The sequence below is a fragment of the Cryobacterium sp. Sr8 genome (assembly GCF_004403225.1).
Lineage (GTDB): Bacteria > Actinomycetota > Actinomycetes > Actinomycetales > Microbacteriaceae > Cryobacterium > Cryobacterium psychrotolerans.
Window position 1 is genome coordinate 38,219 of the sequence record NZ_SOHO01000029.1, and the last position, 15,846, is coordinate 54,064.

General features: G+C 68.8%; 17 protein-coding genes, 1 tRNA gene and 1 other RNA gene. 13 read left to right on the forward strand and 6 right to left on the reverse strand.

From position 1 onward, the window contains the following. Positions 1-7 precede the first annotated feature (7 nt). A complete protein-coding gene (locus E3T54_RS04765) occupies positions 8-457 on the reverse strand; it encodes a DUF1003 domain-containing protein (RefSeq protein WP_134474783.1) in 450 nt (149 codons plus the stop codon). A 66-nt stretch (positions 458-523) separates the two neighbouring features. Between E3T54_RS04765 and E3T54_RS04770 the strand changes: the two genes are divergently transcribed. The 4 genes from E3T54_RS04770 (at position 524) to E3T54_RS04785 (ending at position 2,726) form a co-directional block, all read left to right on the forward strand. Beyond that, a tRNA-Val gene (locus tag E3T54_RS04770) sits at positions 524-599 on the forward strand. A 241-nt stretch (positions 600-840) separates the two neighbouring features. Continuing rightward, entirely contained in the window at positions 841-1,545 is a 705-nt protein-coding gene (locus E3T54_RS04775) for a GAF and ANTAR domain-containing protein (protein ID WP_092321794.1), read from the forward strand. A 9-nt stretch (positions 1,546-1,554) separates the two neighbouring features. Further along, entirely contained in the window at positions 1,555-2,268 is a 714-nt protein-coding gene (locus tag E3T54_RS04780) for a GAF and ANTAR domain-containing protein (RefSeq protein WP_174775342.1), read from the forward strand. A gap of 122 nt (positions 2,269-2,390) precedes the next feature. Then, the gene (locus E3T54_RS04785) at positions 2,391-2,726 is read left to right on the forward strand and encodes a hypothetical protein (RefSeq protein WP_134474784.1); all 336 of its coding nucleotides are present in this window, start codon (positions 2,391-2,393) and stop codon (positions 2,724-2,726) included. A gap of 10 nt (positions 2,727-2,736) precedes the next feature. On the opposite strand, the gene E3T54_RS04790 is transcribed toward E3T54_RS04785, so the two are convergent. Further along, on the reverse strand, positions 2,737-3,615 hold the full coding sequence (locus tag E3T54_RS04790) for a universal stress protein (RefSeq protein WP_134474785.1): 879 nt from the start codon (positions 3,613-3,615) through the stop codon (positions 2,737-2,739). Between the two features lie 99 nt (positions 3,616-3,714). Here E3T54_RS04790 and E3T54_RS04795 point away from each other — a divergent pair, with 99 nt between their 5' ends. The 6 genes from E3T54_RS04795 (at position 3,715) to rnpB (ending at position 7,888) form a co-directional block, all read left to right on the forward strand. Beyond that, entirely contained in the window at positions 3,715-4,221 is a 507-nt protein-coding gene (locus E3T54_RS04795; protein ID WP_134474786.1) for a DUF427 domain-containing protein, read from the forward strand. Beyond that, positions 4,218-5,195: a DMT family transporter gene (locus E3T54_RS04800; RefSeq protein WP_241977062.1), complete on the forward strand. Its 978-nt coding sequence runs from the start codon at positions 4,218-4,220 to the stop codon at positions 5,193-5,195. The genes E3T54_RS04795 and E3T54_RS04800 overlap by 4 nt, the downstream gene beginning before the upstream one ends. A 266-nt stretch (positions 5,196-5,461) precedes the next feature. Further along, positions 5,462-6,283: a Nif3-like dinuclear metal center hexameric protein gene (locus E3T54_RS04805; RefSeq protein WP_092321803.1), complete on the forward strand. Its 822-nt coding sequence runs from the start codon at positions 5,462-5,464 to the stop codon at positions 6,281-6,283. Between the two features lie 54 nt (positions 6,284-6,337). Continuing rightward, positions 6,338-7,075 carry a zinc ribbon domain-containing protein gene (locus E3T54_RS04810; RefSeq protein ID WP_134474788.1) on the forward strand — a complete coding sequence of 246 codons (738 nt, stop codon included), beginning with the start codon at positions 6,338-6,340 and terminating at the stop codon, positions 7,073-7,075. Then, positions 7,075-7,497, forward strand: a complete 423-nt coding sequence (locus E3T54_RS04815) for a reverse transcriptase-like protein (RefSeq protein ID WP_134474789.1) — start codon at positions 7,075-7,077, stop codon at positions 7,495-7,497. Before E3T54_RS04810 ends, E3T54_RS04815 begins: the two co-directional genes overlap by 1 nt. Before the next feature lie 13 nt (positions 7,498-7,510). Next, positions 7,511-7,888: RNase P RNA component class A (rnpB, locus tag E3T54_RS04820), an RNA gene on the forward strand. A 39-nt stretch (positions 7,889-7,927) separates the two neighbouring features. Here the strand turns inward: rnpB and E3T54_RS04825 are convergent. Genes E3T54_RS04825 through map form a run of 3 tightly spaced genes read right to left on the reverse strand, consistent with a single transcriptional unit; the run spans position 7,928 to position 10,233 of the window. Beyond that, entirely contained in the window at positions 7,928-8,521 is a 594-nt protein-coding gene (locus E3T54_RS04825) for a YdeI family protein (protein WP_134474790.1), read from the reverse strand. Positions 8,522-8,579: 58 nt separating this feature from the next. Then, positions 8,580-9,350 carry a polyphosphate--glucose phosphotransferase gene (ppgK, locus tag E3T54_RS04830; RefSeq protein ID WP_134474791.1) on the reverse strand — a complete coding sequence of 257 codons (771 nt, stop codon included), beginning with the start codon at positions 9,348-9,350 and terminating at the stop codon, positions 8,580-8,582. A gap of 16 nt (positions 9,351-9,366) precedes the next feature. Next, on the reverse strand, positions 9,367-10,233 hold the full coding sequence (gene map / locus E3T54_RS04835) for a type I methionyl aminopeptidase (RefSeq protein ID WP_134474792.1): 867 nt from the start codon (positions 10,231-10,233) through the stop codon (positions 9,367-9,369). A 10-nt stretch (positions 10,234-10,243) separates the two neighbouring features. Here map and E3T54_RS04840 point away from each other — a divergent pair, with 10 nt between their 5' ends. Next, on the forward strand, positions 10,244-10,432 hold the full coding sequence (locus E3T54_RS04840; protein ID WP_134474793.1) for an SPOR domain-containing protein: 189 nt from the start codon (positions 10,244-10,246) through the stop codon (positions 10,430-10,432). 13 nt (positions 10,433-10,445) lie between these two features. Here the strand turns inward: E3T54_RS04840 and panB are convergent, their stop codons facing one another. After that, positions 10,446-11,318 (reverse strand): 3-methyl-2-oxobutanoate hydroxymethyltransferase, encoded by an 873-nt coding sequence (gene panB, locus E3T54_RS04845; protein WP_134474794.1) that lies wholly within the window; start codon positions 11,316-11,318, stop codon positions 10,446-10,448. Positions 11,319-11,420: 102 nt separating this feature from the next. Between panB and E3T54_RS04850 the strand changes: the two genes are divergently transcribed. Both E3T54_RS04850 and E3T54_RS04855 read left to right on the forward strand, forming a co-directional pair. Further along, entirely contained in the window at positions 11,421-12,758 is a 1,338-nt protein-coding gene (locus tag E3T54_RS04850) for a glutamine synthetase family protein (RefSeq protein WP_134474795.1), read from the forward strand. Positions 12,759-12,782: 24 nt separating this feature from the next. Beyond that, a complete protein-coding gene (locus tag E3T54_RS04855; protein WP_134474796.1) occupies positions 12,783-15,818 on the forward strand; it encodes a bifunctional [glutamine synthetase] adenylyltransferase/[glutamine synthetase]-adenylyl-L-tyrosine phosphorylase in 3,036 nt (1,011 codons plus the stop codon). The last annotated feature ends 28 nt before the right edge of the window (positions 15,819-15,846 follow it).

Below are 15,846 nucleotides of genomic sequence, written 5' to 3' on the forward strand. Positions count from 1 at the left end.
CGGCCGCTTACTGGGCCGCGGGGGCCGGGTTGCCGGACCGTTCGTCGTGCAGGGCCGTCACCAGCAGGCGCAGGTCCATGATCATCTCCAGCTGGCGGTTATTGACTTCCATGAGCAGGCCGATATCGGCCTTCGCCGCGACGTCGGTGTCATAGTCGTGCTGGGCGAGCGCGGCCGAGATGGCGTCCTGCCGCTTCGCCGCAATCAGCAGGATGGCGCCCTGCAGGCCGGCGAGCATGCTGAGGAACAGGTTGAGCAGGATGAACGGGTAGGGATCCCAGTGCAGCGCACGGTCCAGCCCGACCGTGTTCAGGACCGCCCAGACCGCCATGATGGCGAGGAACGCTCCTACGAACGGCCAGCTGCCCATCTTGTTGCGCATGACGTCGGCCGCCCGGGCGCCACGGTCGAGGGTCTTCTTGTGCTGGCCGTGCCAGGTCAGTCGCTCAGTGCTCATGCACCACTGTAGGTCCACGTTGGGTATGCTTGACCTACTCGATCTCGCGCCGGAGTGGCGCGGTCGGGGCCTTTAGCTCAGTTGGTAGAGCGCCACGTTTACACCGTGGATGTCATCGGTTCGAGCCCGGTAGGGCCCACCACGAGTGATCGCGCAATAGTGGTCGCGTCCCTCCTCCTGCACCGGTTCCGCCTTGGGGTGCGTCGCTCACTTTGTCAAGGGGGGTCGGCCAATCCGGCTCGGCTCGCCGGCGGGGGGATACGCTGCAGGTAACGCGGCCTTGTCCGTGCCACACGTCGAAACTGGTTGGTCCGCGAAGCGGGGTGATCCTGAGGTCACCATGACAACCCGCTGTACTGCACCCGCGTCCGCACCTGCCCACCATGCCTGATCGTCGAGCATTCGGCGCAGCGGTCGAGGAACTCTCCACGGCCCACGAAAACGCGACCAGCCTGTGTCGGCCGTTCCTGGGGTTGCTGCCGGTCACCGGGGTCGCGATTTCGACGCTGGGCGCCCCGTTCGGCACCGAAACGGTGTGCGCGAGCGACACGCAGGCGGCCCGGATCGACGAGCTCCAGTTCGACCTCGGCGAGGGGCCCTGCTGGGAGGCGCTGACGTCGCGCCGGCCGGTCCTCGCGCCCGACCTCCACAGCGCCGCTCCCTCGTCCTGGCCCATTTTCCTCGAGGCGATCGGTGACGCACCGGTGGGGGCGCTCTACGCATTCCCGCTCACGCTCGGGTCCCTCGATATCGGAGCCGTCGACCTGTATGCCCGGCGACCGGGAACACTGTCGCCGGCGCAGATCGCGGATGCCGTTGCCCTGGCGGGCATCGTCGCCCTCCAGGTGCTCCGGCGCAGCCTTTCCGCGCAGACCCTCAAGCAGGACGCCGAGGCCGACAGTGGCTACTCCCGACGGGTCGTTCACCAGGCCACCGGGATGATCCTGGCCCAACTCGGGTTGTCCGCCGCGGATGCGTTGCTCGTCATCAACGGCTACGCGTTTTCACACGGACGGTCGGTGCGCGAGGTTGCGGCGGACATCGTCGCTCGGCGGGTGGATTTCACCTCGCATTTGAACGACATCTAGAATGGCCTCATGGTGACCCAGACACGTGAAGGTCAGCTGGTCGAGACTTTCGTCACACTTGCCGACACCCTCGTCGTCGGCTATGACATAGTCGACCTCTTGCAGACGCTGGTGGAGAAGTGCGTGCCCCTCTTCGAGGCCTCGGCAGCGGGTATCATCCTGTCGGCCGGGGAAGGCGAACTCGAGGTCGTTGCATCGACCAATGAACGCGGCCGACTCGTTGAGATCCTCCAGCTCCGATCCGGTAGCGGCCCGTGCGTGGAGTGCCTCACGACCGGGCGTGCGGTCGCCGTCGGGGACATCGACGCCGTCGGACCCAAGTGGCCGCGGTTTCGCGCCGGGGCGCTCGAACAGGGTTTCGCTTCCATGATCGCCGTGCCGCTGAGGTTGCGCACGACGACCATCGGTTCACTGAACATCTTCTGGGACCGCCTCGGCGCCCTCGGCGAGGCGGATATCGTCACGGTGCAGGCCCTCGCCGATGTGGCCACCATCGGCATCCTCCAGGAACGGGCCATCCGGGAGAGCGACGACGCACGCCAGCAGCTCCAGCATGCGCTGAACAGCCGGGTCTTGATCGAGCAGGCCAAGGGGGTCCTCGCCTTCACCCATTCCGCCAACATGGATGAGGCGTTCGCCCTGCTGCGAGACTACGCCCGGCGTAACGGCATCCCGTTGGTCGACGTCGCCGAACGCGTCGTCACCCGCACCCTTTCCCTCTGACCCTCACCGCTGCACATTCGGTGGTGAACCGGGCGCGCTCAAGGCTCGGCTCGGCGTAGAATGGTTGTGCAGCCCCGGACCCCGGCAGCACACGTTCAGCCGTGAGCAGTCGAGGGATTCCAATGAAGCGCATCTTTCATCCGGGCGGTTCCGTCGTCACCGGAAGCGATCTAGCAGACGCCGTGCTCGTCTATGCCGAGGCGCTCAGCGGGCGACGCCAGGTCGACGTCGTGGACATCCCGATCATCAGCGATGACGGCAGGCAGGGCCGTGCTCAGTTCCTGATCGGCTCCGCGAGCCAGCTGGTCAGCGTGACGTCCGAACCGGCCGCGTTCGAACTGGTCGAACTGGGCACGACGGAACTCCTGCATCGCAAGGCCGAGGACCAGTCGCTCCAGACTCCCATCGGGCTGGCCCACGATCGCGCATTCGCCCAGTTCGACGAATTCGACTACTGATCGAATTCGGCTACTGCTTGGGCTGCATCGCGGTCGCCGCACCGGTGACCGCGCGGGGAACAACCGCAATCGGGCAGGGCATGTTGAGCAGCACATCGTGGCTCACCGAACCCAGGATGAGCCCGGCTAGCGCCCCGCGCCCGTGAGTGCCGACGACCAGGAGCTCCGCGGTTCGCGACGCGTCGACGAGTGTCTGCGCGGCCGGGCCCTGCTCGAGGGTCACGGTGACGTCCAGGCCAGGATTCGCCTCCCGGATGCGCCCCGCGGCCGTGGCCAGAATCTCGTCGTGGGCCTGCCGGAGGTCGTCGAAAGGGATCATCAGGCCGTCGTCGAAGCCCAGGGTCGCCGGGATGCTCCAGGCGTGCACGATGACCAGGCCGCGACCGAGTCGGACGGCCTCACGGGCGGCGAAGTCAAGCGCGACATCCGAGGTGTCATCGTCCTCAACGCCGACCACGACAGGCCCGTCCAGGTGCGTCCAATTGGCCGGAACGACGACAAGCGGGCAACGAGCGTGCGCGGCGAGGCGGAGCGGCAGGGTGCCGTACACCGCCCCGGCCATGAAGCCCGTTTTCTTCGTGCCGATCACCAGGAGGTCGGCCTTGGCGGAGGCGCGGATGAGTTCCTCGACCGGGGCGCCCCGACGCATGACACTGGTCTTTTTGAGGCTCGGCGCGGCCTCGTCGACCCGGCGTGCCGCCTCCGCCAGCGCCCGTTCGTACACGAGGTGGAAGTCGTCTTGCGGCCCGCCGGCCGGGGCCCAGCCCAGTTCGATCACCGTGGTCAGTTCCACGGTCAGGTTGACCGTTCGCGCTCGCTCGAGCATCCAGTCCACGGCCGCGCTGCTGGCCGGGCCGCCGTCGATGGCGACAATCACGCGTTCGGCCATGGAAACGTCTCCTTTTCCGCGAGTCGCGCCGGAGTGCGCTACTCGATCAGGCTGTCAGCGGGGAGTCTACCCGGGTCACGGTGCCGGTACGCTGGCTGGATGAAACCGCCCCCTGAAGAGGTCGCCCGGCCCGGGCCGGGCCAGGAATCCGTGTGGGACTATCCGCGCCCGCCCCGGGTTGAGTCGGTTCCATCCCGGGTCGTCGTGCGCTTCGCCGGCCGGGTCATCGCCGACACGACGGATGCCGTGCGTGTGCTGGAGACCAGCCATCCGCCGGTCTACTACCTGCCGCGAGCGGCCTTCGCGCCAGGGGTCCTGCAGCCCGCGGAGGGCCACACCGTGTGCGAATACAAGGGGGAAGCGTCGTACCTGACCGTGGTCGCCCCCACCGGGGAGCGGGCCGACTCCGCGGCCTGGTCCTATCCGTCGCCTCGTCCCGGATACCTGGACCTGGTCGGCCGCGTCGCCGTGTATCCCGACCGGATGGACGAGTGCACGGTGGACGGTGAACGGGTGCGGCCGCAGGCCGGCCGGTTCTACGGCGGCTGGATCACCTCGCGCGTCGTCGGGCCGTTCAAGGGTGAGCCCGGGACCCTGGGCTGGTGAGAGAGGCCCGCGGGGTCGCCCCGATCGTCCTGGCGGCAGTGCTCTGGGGAACGACGGGCACGGCCGCACATTTCCTGCCGGGCAGCGTCGGCCCGCTCGCAACCGGCGCAGCGACGATGGCCGTCGGTGGGGCGCTGTTGTTCGCGCTCTCCTCGCTCGGTGCGCTGCGGGTGATTCGGGATCGCTCGATCCGTCCGCACCTGGTCGTCGGCGTCGTCGGAGTCGTGCTCTACCCGCTGGCCTTCTACAGTTCCATGCACCTGGCCGGGGTGATGATGGGCACCGTGGTCTCGCTGGCCTCGGCTCCCGTCTTCGCCGGCCTGATCGAGTTCCTCCGGGACCCGGGCGGCCTGACTCGGCGGTGGGCCGCGTGCACGGCCATCGCCCTCGTCGGCACGGCCCTGCTGGTGATCGGGCGCCCGGCCGACGGCGGCGCGGACCGGTCGGCTCCGCTCGGGGTGCTGCTCGGCCTCGTGGCAGGCCTGAGCTACGCCGTCTACACCGACAGTTCCCACCGGATGATCGCCCGGGGGCACGGCTCCAGCGCCACGATGGGGGCTCTGTTCGGCGCTGGAGCGCTGTGCCTCCTGCCTGTGCTCATCGCGACGGGGGCCCCGCTCCTGGCCGAGGCTCGCACGATCGGGATCTCGACCTACCTGGCCATCGGGCCGATGTTCGCGGCCTATCTGCTTTTCGGCGCGGGGCTGCGGCACGTGCGGAGCAGCACGGCCACGACCCTCACGCTGATTGAGCCGCTGGTGGCCACCGTTCTGGCCGTGCTTGTCGTCGGCGAGCGGCTCCACCCCGTCGGCTGGACCGGCCTCATCCTCTTGATGGCAAGCGTGTTCGCGCTCGTTGCTCCGGACCGGACCAAACCGGAGCCCGTGTTGGTAGAATCCGGGCATGCTCGACCGCGAGTCGGCGGGGCAGGAAGGCTCCGGACCACCCGAAGGACCCGAAGCGCACGGCGATGACGATCTCGCCGCTGCGGTCGATGACGGTGCCCGGACCGCCTCTCATCCGGTCCCGTCTCACGCGGTGCCGGCGAGCGGGTTCGACGCGGATCTCCCGGATGATGCCGACGACGTCGTCCCCGGGGCCGCCGAACCGATCACCAGCCCGCGCGTTCGTGCGGACGAGCGCGTCGTCGAGGTCACGAGGCGATGGGGATTCTTCTCGAAAAGGCGCAGCAGAGTCCGCAGGCACCCGGACGACAGCTAGTCACCGGTAGGCTGGCTCCGTGTCATTCTCGCTCGCCGACGTAACCCGGGTCGCCCACGATCTGTGGCCGCTGTCCGGAGCCGAGCAGTGGGACGCGCCCGGCTTGCTGAGCGGGGATCCGGCCGGTCCGATCGACCACATCCACCTGGCCGTCGATGCCGTGGCCGACACCGTCGACGAGGCCATCGAGGCCAATGCCGACCTCCTGTTCGTGCACCACCCACTGCTGCTGCGCGGCGTGACCACCGTCGCCGAGGACCGCTACAAGGGGGCGCTGCTGAGCCGTCTCATCCGCGCGAACTGCGCGCTGCTGGCGGCCCACACCAACGCCGACATCGTCGTCGACGGCGTCTCGGACGTCTTCGCCTCACGGCTGGGGCTCGTTGACGCCCTGCCCATCACGGCGGGCACGGTCCCCGGGACGGGCATCGGACGCGTTGGCCGGCTCGCCGAACCGACGACCCTGGGCCAGCTGGCCCGTCGGGTGGCCCAGCTGCTGCCGCCCACTGCATCAGGGGTGCGGGCGGCGGGGGAGTACGGGCAGCCGATTGAAACCGTCGCCCTGTGCGGCGGCGCCGGGGACTCGCTCCTCGCGCACCCGTCCGTGCTCGCCGCCGACGTGTACATCACCGCCGACCTCCGGCACCACCCCGCCTCCGAGGCGCGCGAGCAGGCCCGGCTCGGCGGCGCCGGTCCCGCGCTGCTCGACGTCTCACATTGGGCCAGTGAATGGTTGTGGCTCGAGACCGCGGCCGGGCAATTGCGCGAAGCCCTTCCCGGCATGCGCGTCTCCGTCAGCGAGCTCCGCACGGATCCGTGGGACTTTGCCGTCATCCAGTAGCCGGCCGGCTCCCTCAACCCGTTCCCACTCAACACTCGTAAAGGTCAGGACATTGTGAAGGCATCCCCAGCACAGCAGAAGGAGCTTCTTCGGCTCCAGGCGCTCGACACCCGGCTCCAGCAGACGCAGCACCAGACGAAGGCGCTGCCCCAGCACGCAGAACTCGCCGCGCTCGGCACCGAGGCCGAGAAGACACGGACGACCCTGGCGGCGCGCACCGGCGAACTCGAGGATGTGCGGATCGAGCTGGGCCGGATCGAGTCCGATGTCGATGTGGTGGAGAAGCGCATCGCCCGGGACACCGAGCGCGTCGAGCACACATCCTCGGTCAAAGACGTCCAGGCGCTCGAGACCGAACTGGCCGCCCTGCGGAAGCGGCACACCGACCTCGAGGAAATCGAACTGGCTGTGATGGAACGCCTCGAAGAGCGCGAAGCGGCCGTCGCCGAGGTGGAAACGGTCCGCGACGCCCTCGCGGACCGGATCAGCGAGGCGGAGAAGGCCAGGGACATCCGGCTCGCCGAACTGAACCGCGAGCTGGGCGACCTCGCCAGGGACCGCGAGACGATCGCGGCGACCCTGACCGAAGAACTTCGCGCACTCTACGAGAAGCGGCGGGTGGTTGGCCGGGGCAACGCCGCGGCCCTGCTCCGGGCGCGCACCTGCAGCGGCTGCACGATGACGCTCACCGGCAGCGATCTGGAGAGCGTGCGCTCCGCCGCCGCCGACGAAGTCGTCTTCTGCCCCGATTGCGGGGCCATCCTGGTGCGCACGGAGGAATCCGGCATCTAGTGGGCCGGTCATTCATCGTCGAGGCGGACGGCGGGTCTCGCGGGAACCCGGGGCGCGCCGGCAGCGGATCGCTCGTCATCGACGCTGAGACCGGCGAGATTCTCGCCGAAATCGGGACCTGGGTCGGCATCGCCACGAACAACGTCGCCGAGTACCGCGGAATGGTCGAAGGCCTCCGCCGCGCACTCGAGCTCGATCCGACGGCGGGCATCCTCGTGCGCATGGACTCCCAGCTCGTCGTCGAACAGATGTCCGGCCGCTGGAAGATCAAACATCCCGACATGCGGGAGTTGGCGGCCGAGGCACGGGAACTGATCGGCCACCGGCCGGTCACCTTCGAGTGGATTCCGCGCGCCGAGAATGCCCGCGCGGATGCGCTGGCCAACCGGGCCATGGACATGGGCCACAGCTTCGGGCTGTAGGATTTGACCTGAATGGGTCGGCAAGACGGTCGCGTCATTCGGTGCTTTTCGGAGCAGCGGATGCCGAGGAACGTCCGGGCTCCACAGAGCAGGGCGGTGGGTAACACCCACCCGGGGCAACCCGCGAGACAGTGCCACAGAAAGTAAACCGCCACCGGCCTCGGCCGGGGGTAAGGGTGAAACGGTGGTGTAAGAGACCACCAGAGGCCAGGGTGACCTGGTCGGCTCGGTAAACCTCGTCCGGAGCAAGGTCGAACAGGAAACGCTAAGGCTGCTCGCCGAGTTTCCGGGTAGACCGCTAGAGGGCTGCGGCAACGCAGTCCCAAGATAGATGGCCGTCCAGGGTGCTTTGGCACCGGGACAGAACCCGGCGTACCAGCCGGCCCATTCCCTCCCCGCAGCGCCCGGTCGTCGGCCTCGGCCCCCGGGGTCAGGGCGCGGCCGGCCCGGGTCGCACCGGACGGTTCTCCGCGGCGGCCGCGACGACCTCCGCGATCCGTTTCTCGCGCGTCACCGGGCGTTTGGCGCTCGCGACCCAGTACAGGAGTTGCTTGCGCGTCGACGGCGGAAGCGCCGCAAACCCGTGCTCGGCACCGGGGTTGCCGGCGAGGACCGCGGCGAGGTCGGCCGGGGCAACGAGTGTCTCCACCTCGTCCAGGATCGTCCATGATCCGTCGGCCTTCGCGGCCGCCACGGCCGCCAATCCCCCGGGAGCCAGCAAGCCCTGCTCGGCGAGCCGAGCGACGCGTTCCTTGTTGTTCTGCGCCCACACGCTGCCGGGCCTCCGCGGGGTCATGAGCTGCTTGAAGCGGGCCTCGTCCAGGCGATTCACCACGCTGTCGATCCAGCCGAAACACACGGCCTCCTCCACCGCAGCCTGGTAGGTCAGCGTGGTGACCGTGTTCCCCTTCTTACCCACGGCCAGCCACACGCCGGGGGAGTCGGCATGGTTGGCCTCCAGCCAGGCCCGCCACTGCCGACGGTCCGCCGGTTCGATGAAAGAAAGGTCAGCGAGCGGCGTCATGCGGCGAGCCTCCTCACCCACGATAGGTCCACGGCGGGGAGCCTACCCGGGCGCGGGTTCAGACGCCGGCGAACCCGATCGCCAGTGCCGCCGCGCCCAGGATGCCGGCGTTGTTGCGGTGCACGGCGGGCACGATCGGGGTCGACAGGCTCAGCAGCGGCAGGAACTCCTGGTGGTGCTTGGACACGCCGCCGCCGACGATGAACAGGTCGGGGGTGAAGAGCTTCTCGAGCGTCGAGTAGTACTTCTGCAGGCGGCCGGCCCACTTCGCCCAGCTCAGGTTCTCCCGTTCCTTGACCGAGTAGGCCGCGCGGGTCTCGTAATCGTGCCCGTCGATCTCGAGGTGGCCGAGCTCGGTGTTCGGCACGAGCAGGCCATCGTTGAGCAGCGCGGTGCCGATGCCGGTGCCGAGCGTGGTCAGGAGCACGACGCCCGGCACATTGCGGGCGGCGCCGAACTGCGCCTCGGCATAGCCGGCGGCATCCGCGTCGTTCACGAAGTGGATCGGGCGGCCGAGGCCGTCCTCGAAGAGCTGCTCGGCCGACAGGCCGATCCATTTCTCGGACACGTTTGCGGCCGACATGGTCCGGCCGTGCTTGACCACGGCGGGGAAGCAGACGCCGATCGGAAGGTCGGCACCCCCCGCCGAGCCCGTCGACACCATGCCCAGGAGCTGGCGGGTGGTTTCGACGATGTCCCGTGGGCTCCCGCCCTTCGGCGTCGCGAGCTTGACTCGATCGGAGAGCAGTGCACCGGTCGAGAGGTCGACCACAGCCCCCTTGATGCCGGTGCCGCCGATGTCGATCCCGATGGCCGTGGTAGAACTCATAAGGAAAACCTACCCGCTACGGCAGGGTGAGGATGTCGGCTCCGCGCTCCGTGACCACGAGGGTGTGCTCGAACTGGGCCGTCATGCTCCGATCCTTCGTCGTCACGGTCCAGTCGTCCGACCACATGTCCCACTGGTGCGTGCCCAGGGTGAGCATCGGCTCGATCGTGAACACCATGCCGACCTCCATCACTGTGTCGTAGAGCGGGGCCGAGTCGTAGTGGGGGATGATCAGCCCGGAGTGGAACGCCTCGCCGACACCGTGGCCGGTGAAATCGCGCACGACTCCGTAGTTGAAGCGTTTGGCGTAGGACTCGATCGCCCGGCCGATCACGTTGACCCGGCGCCCGGGCGCCACGGCTTTGATCCCCCTCGCGAGGGCCTCCCGGGTTCGCTCGACAAGGAGGGTGACCTCCTCGGTCGCCTCACCGACGATGAACGTGACATTGCTGTCGCCGTGCACACCGTTCTTGAACGCGGTGATGTCGATGTTCACGAGGTCGCCGTTCTCCAGCACGGTGTCGTCGGGGATGCCATGGCAGATCACTTCGTTCACCGAGCTGCACAGGGACTTGGGGTAGCCCCGGTAGCCGAGCGTCGACGGGTAGGCATCGTTGGCGACCAGGAAGTCGTGGCCGACGGCGTCGAGCTCCTCCGTGGTCGCTCCGGGCCGGACGGCCCGGCCGACGGCCTGGATGGCCTGGGCGGCGATCCGGCCGGATTCGCGGATCAGTTCGATCTTCTCGGGCGAGTAGACGTCCGAGCCCTCGAAACGGGAGGGGGCTTCCTTGCCGACGTACTCGGGGCGGGCGATGCGGGAGGGGACCGGGCGGGTGGCCGAGACCGTTCCGGGGATGAGATGACCGACGGGATTCTTAGGCATAGGATCAATTATGACCGCTGATTCTGAACACCAGTTCTGGTACAACATGCGCACCGGCAAGGTCGAACAGGGCCCCCAGTCGCAGTCAATCGATCGGGTAGGTCCCTTCGCCACCGAGCTCGAGGCGAGTCACGCCCTGCAGAAGCTCCGGGCGAACAGCGCCAAATGGGCAGAGGACGACGCCCGGGACGAACGCTGACCGCGCCGCCGGCTCACTCGTAGCTGTGCTCGGGGGCCGGGTAGGCGCCTGAATCGACGTCGTCCTTGAACTGGTGCACGGCATCCGTCAGGACGGCGCGCAGGTTCGCGTACTGGCGCACGAAGCGGGGCACCCGGCCGTCGGTCATGCCGGCGAAGTCGGTCCAGACCATCAGCTGGCCGTCAACGTCGGGCCCGGCCCCGACCCCGATGGTGGGGATCTCGAGGCGCGCGGTCACCTGGGCGGCGACCGTCGCGGGCACCATTTCGAGGACAATCGCGAATGCGCCGGCGTCCTGCACGGCGAGAGCGTCCTCGATCAGCCGATCTGCTGCCTCGCCGCGGCCCTGGATGATGTGCCCGCCCAGGCCGTGCTCGCTCTGTGGGGTGAAGCCGATGTGGCCCATCACCGGGATACCGGAGGTGACGATCCGTTTGATCTGCTTGTGGCTGCGCACGCCGCCCTCGAGCTTGACCGCGTGGGCCTGGGCTTCCTTCATGAAGCGAACGGCGGTGTGCAGGGCCTCGGTCGCGCCGGTCTCGTAAGACCCGAACGGCATGTCCGCCACCACGAGTGCCCGTGTCACGGCTCGGGCCACGGCGCGGGTAAGGGGGATGAGTTCGTCGACGGTCACAGGGAGGGTCGTCTCGTAGCCGAACACGTTGTTTCCGGCCGAATCGCCCACGAGCAGGAAATCGATCCCCGCCTGGTCGAAGATCTGGGCCGTGAGCATGTCGTAGCTGGTGAGCCCGGTGATCGGGATCCCCTGCTGCTTCGCGGTGTGGAAATGGCGGGTGCGTACTCGCTTGGGACCGGGGGGAACGACCGCGAACGGGTTCTGCTCCGGGACGGCGGCGGATGCGGCGGGGGCGGGTGACTCTGGCATGGCTCAAGTGTAGTCAGACCGTCATCGGCGGCTCCCCGGCCCGGTTTTCGCGATATCGGCGGCGCCAGACACTAGCCTAGGAGGGAACAAGAAAGGGCCAGAATGGACAAGCAGCGCGACTTCGTTCTTCGTACCATCGAGGAGCGGGGAATCAAGTTCGTCCGGCTGTGGTTCACCGACGTCGTCGGTACCCTCAAATCGGTCGCCATCGCCCCGGCCGAGGTAGAAGGGGCGTTCGCCGAGGGGCTCGGATTCGACGGGTCGGCCATCGAAGGCCTGACCCGGTCGTTCGAGGCCGATGTGCTCGCGCACCCCGACCCGACCACGTTCCAGATCCTGCCCTGGCGCGGCGAAGTGGACCCGACCGCACGCATGTTCTGCGACATCACGACCCCGGATGGCCAGCCGGCCGTGGCCGACCCGAGGAACGTGCTCAAACGCACCCTCGCGAAGGCGGCCGAGCGCGGCTTCACCTTCTACACGCACCCCGAGATCGAGTTCTACCTGCTCAAGTCGTCCAAGTACGGCAAGAACGGCCCGGTTCCCGTCGACTCGGCCGGATACTTCGACAACGTCCCCGGCGGCACGGCGCACGACTTCCGCCGCCGCTCGGTGCGGATGCTCGAAGACCTGGGCATCTCGGTCGAGTTCAGCCATCACGAGGCGGGCCCGGGCCAGAACGAGATCGACCTGCGCTACGCCGACGCGTTGACGACGGCGGACAACATCATGACCTTCCGGACCGTCATCAAGGAGGTGGCGATCGAGCAGGGCGTCTACGCGACGTTCATGCCCAAGCCCATGTCCGAGCACCCGGGTTCCGGGATGCACACGCACCTGTCGCTGTTCGAAGGCGACACGAACGCGTTCTACGAGGCCGGGGCGCAGTACCAGCTCTCCAAAACCGGCCGCCAGTTCATCGCCGGCCTCCTCAAGCACGCGCCGGAGATCACCGCGGTCACGAACCAGTTCGTCAACTCCTACAAGAGGCTGTGGGGCGGCGACGAGGCCCCGAGCTTCGTCTGCTGGGGCCACAACAATCGTTCGGCGCTCATCCGCGTGCCCCTGTACAAGCCCAACAAGGGGCAGAGTGCGCGCGTCGAGTACCGGGCCATCGACTCCGCGGCAAACCCCTACCTCGCCTACTCGCTCATGCTCGCCGCCGGCCTCAAGGGCATCGAAGAGGGCTATGAGCTTCCCCCGGAGGCGGAGGACAACGTCTGGAGCCTGAGCGACACGGAGCGCCGTGCCCTCGGCTACCACCAGCTTCCCGCCAGTCTCGACCACGCCATCCAGTTCATGGAGGAGTCGGAGCTCGTCGCGGAAACGCTGGGCGAGCAGGTCTTCAACTATGTGCTGCTCAACAAGCGCCAGGAGTGGCGGGACTACCGGTCCCAGGTCACCCCGTTCGAGCTGCGCAAGAACCTCGAGATGCTGTAGGAGGAGGCGGAGGAGCGGCACGTCATGGCGCGGCCACAACTGACCCTGACCGAGCTTGCCCGGGTCGGATTCGTCGAACTCGGCGTCGTCCGGGACCGGCTCGGGGAGGTCCACTCCCTGGGCGGCCCGGATGGAGCGGAACTCCTGCCGCTGCTCGGCAGCACGGCGAGCCCGGATGCCGCCCTCGGCGCCCTGCTCGCCCTCCTGCGACAGGCGCCGGGGGAGGTGCGCGCCCTGCTCGAGCATCCGGACGCAACCCTCCGCCTGCTGCGGGTGATCGGGGCGTCGAGCGGCCTGGCCGACTTCTTCCTCCGGCACCCCGATGAACTCGGCATACTCGCGGAGGCCCGGACGTCCCTCCCGGGCCTCGACGAGTTGTCGGCCGACCTGCTCGATTCCGTCGGCGCCCGCGACGGCTTCGCCACCCTGGTCGAGGATGCGGGGTGGGTGGCCCTGCGCGTGCGCTACCGCAGGCGGCTCGCGGAGCTGGCGGCATTCGACCTGGAGCAGGAAGACCCGGTCGCGGGCGTCGACGGTGTGGCGCGCACCCTGGCCGACCTCGCGGCGGCGGCCCTGGAGGCGTCGCTGGCCGTCGCCCGCAGCATGTGCTCGGGTGTTGTTGCCGCCCACGGTATCTTCCCGGTCGAGCAGGTGCGTGCGACGCGCCTGGCGGTCATCGGTATGGGCAAGGCCGGGGCGAACGAACTGAACTACGTCAGCGACGTGGACGTGATCTTCGTCGCCGAGGGCGACGAGGCATCCGACCTCGACAGCGCGCGGGCGGTCGACATTGCCACCAGGCTGGCCATCCTGATGATGCGCGGCATTAATGAGTTCGCCGTCGAGCCGGAGCTCTGGGAGGTCGATCCGAACCTCCGGCCGGAGGGCAAGGACGGCGCCCTCGTTCGCTCGCTGGAGTCGCATCTGGCTTACTACGACCGGTGGGCGAAGAGCTGGGAGTTCCAGGCCCTGCTCAAGGCCCGGCCGCTTGCGGGCGACCACGACCTGGGCGCCCGGTACGTCGAGGCGGTCGGCCCCAAGGTGTGGACCAGTGCGAGTCGGGAGAACTTCGTCGAATCCGTCCAGCGGATGCGTGAGCGCGTGACGACGAATATTCCCGATGACGAAGTCGACGTGCAGCTCAAGCTCGGTCCCGGCGGTCTGCGCGACATCGAGTTCACCGTGCAGCTGCTCCAGCTGGTGCACGGCCAGGCCGACCCCGACGTGAGGCAGCCGGGAACCCTGCCCGCCCTGGTCGCCCTCGCGGAGGCGGGCTACGTCGGGCGCGCGGAGGCCGCCGAATTCGCGCAGGACTACCGCATGCTCAGGCTGATGGAACACCGGCTGCAGCTTGAGAAGCTGCGCCGCACCCACCTGGTGCCGCGCGATGAGGCGAGCCTGCGCATCCTGGCCCGCGCGACCGGGCTGGCCACGAGCGCCTCCCAACTGACGGCACGGTGGATGGACACCAAACAGCGCGTGCGCGGCCTGCACGAACGCCTGTTTTACCGCCCGCTGCTGTCCGCCGTCGCCGCGCTGCCGGCCGAGGGACGAGCCCTCACGAGCGCCCAGGCCGAGGCCAGGCTCGCCGCGATCGGCTTCCGCAACCCGAAGGGAGCCCTCGGCCACATCGCCGCGCTCACCGGCGGGGTGTCCCGCCGCGCGGCGATCCAGCGCCACCTGCTCCCGGTGATGCTGCAGTGGTTCTCGGAGGGCGCCGACCCCGACTACGGTCTGCTTGCCTTCCGGCGGCTGAGCGACAACCTGGGCTCGACGTACTGGTTCCTCCGCATGCTGCGGGACTCGTCCGGCGCCGCACAGCGCCTGACCCACGTGCTGTCCGCGTCCCGGTTCGTCGGCGAGCTGCTCGAGAAGATTCCCGAGGCCGTCGCGTGGCTGGAACACGAAGACGATTTGCGGCCGCGACCGCTCGCTGCGTTGCAGGAGGAGGCGCGCGCCGTGCTCGCCAGGCATGAGAGCCCGGATGCCGCCGCGTCGATCCTGCGCACGGCCCGGCGCAGGGAGATGCTCCGGCTGGCGTTCTCGTCCGTCCTCGGCAAACTCACGATCGAGCAGCTCGCTGCCGGGCTGACCAACGTCAATGCCACCGTCATCCAGAGCGTGCTTGCCGCCATCCGCGGAACGGCACTGGGCGGCGCGGACGCAGCAGCCCCGCCGGACGGGATCGAATTCGCGGTCATCGGCATGGGGCGGTTCGGCGGCGCCGAACTGGGCTTCGGCTCGGATGCCGACGTCATGTATGTGTTCCGGGCGGGTACGCTGCAGGGCGAAGCCGCCCACGACCGCGCCAGGTTCATTGTGCGCGAACTCAACCGGCTCACCGAGGACAACCGCCTCCCGCTCGACCTGGACATCGGCCTGCGGCCGGAAGGCAAGAACGGCCCCGTGGCCCGCTCACTCGACTCCTACGAGGCGTACTACCGGCGCTGGTCTCTCACCTGGGAGGCTCAGGCGCTGCTGCGGGGCAGGGGAGTGGCGGGGGACCCGGCGCTGCTTCGCGACTTCGAGGCGGTGGCGGACTCGGTGCGTTATCCGGTCGCGATCGCCGAGCAGGAGGTGCGCGAGGTCAAGCGCATCAAGGCGCGGGTCGAGAACGAACGCCTTCCCCAGGCGGCGGATCCGAACCGGCACCTCAAGCTCGGCCGGGGCTCGCTGAGCGACGTGGAGTGGTTCGTTCAGCTGCTCCAGTTGCAGCACGCAGCGGCCGTGCCCGGCCTGCGCACGACATCGACCCTGAGCGCGCTCCAGGCGGCCGTCGACGCCGACCTGGTCGCCGAGGCGGACGCGGCTACGCTCCGTGCCGCGTGGGAATTCGCCTCGCGCGCCCGCTCGGCCATCACCCTCTGGACGAACCGCACCTCGGATGTGCTCCCCACCGACCGCGTTCAACTCGAGGGCATCGCCCGGATGATGGAGTATCCGCCGGGCTCCGCAAACGCGCTCGAGGAGGAATACCTCGCCGTCACCCGCCGGGCGCGCGCCGTGTTCGAGCGGCTCTTCTACGGCCCGGTGGAGCGCGCCGGGCCCACCACCGGCTGACCCGCACGCTGGCCCGCGCAACGCGGCG

Excerpts from the sequence above, each read along its gene's own strand:
- E3T54_RS04795 (WP_134474786.1), top strand. The coding sequence starts at position 3,715 with ATGAAACCGCCCCCTGAAGAGGTCGCCCGGCCCGGGCCGGGCCAGGAA.
- E3T54_RS04825 (WP_134474790.1), bottom strand. The coding sequence starts at position 8,521 with ATGACGCCGCTCGCTGACCTTTCTTTCATCGAACCGGCGGACCGTCGG.
- E3T54_RS04785 (WP_134474784.1), top strand. The coding sequence starts at position 2,391 with ATGAAGCGCATCTTTCATCCGGGCGGTTCCGTCGTCACCGGAAGCGAT.
- E3T54_RS04765 (WP_134474783.1), bottom strand. The coding sequence starts at position 457 with ATGAGCACTGAGCGACTGACCTGGCACGGCCAGCACAAGAAGACCCTC.
- panB (WP_134474794.1), bottom strand. The coding sequence starts at position 11,318 with ATGCCAGAGTCACCCGCCCCCGCCGCATCCGCCGCCGTCCCGGAGCAG.
- E3T54_RS04780 (WP_174775342.1), top strand. The coding sequence starts at position 1,555 with ATGGTGACCCAGACACGTGAAGGTCAGCTGGTCGAGACTTTCGTCACA.
- E3T54_RS04840 (WP_134474793.1), top strand. The coding sequence starts at position 10,244 with ATGACCGCTGATTCTGAACACCAGTTCTGGTACAACATGCGCACCGGC.
- ppgK (WP_134474791.1), bottom strand. The coding sequence starts at position 9,350 with ATGAGTTCTACCACGGCCATCGGGATCGACATCGGCGGCACCGGCATC.
- E3T54_RS04775 (WP_092321794.1), top strand. The coding sequence starts at position 841 with ATGCCTGATCGTCGAGCATTCGGCGCAGCGGTCGAGGAACTCTCCACG.
- E3T54_RS04790 (WP_134474785.1), bottom strand. The coding sequence starts at position 3,615 with ATGGCCGAACGCGTGATTGTCGCCATCGACGGCGGCCCGGCCAGCAGC.
- E3T54_RS04855 (WP_134474796.1), top strand. The coding sequence starts at position 12,783 with ATGGCGCGGCCACAACTGACCCTGACCGAGCTTGCCCGGGTCGGATTC.
- map (WP_134474792.1), bottom strand. The coding sequence starts at position 10,233 with ATGCCTAAGAATCCCGTCGGTCATCTCATCCCCGGAACGGTCTCGGCC.
- E3T54_RS04850 (WP_134474795.1), top strand. The coding sequence starts at position 11,421 with ATGGACAAGCAGCGCGACTTCGTTCTTCGTACCATCGAGGAGCGGGGA.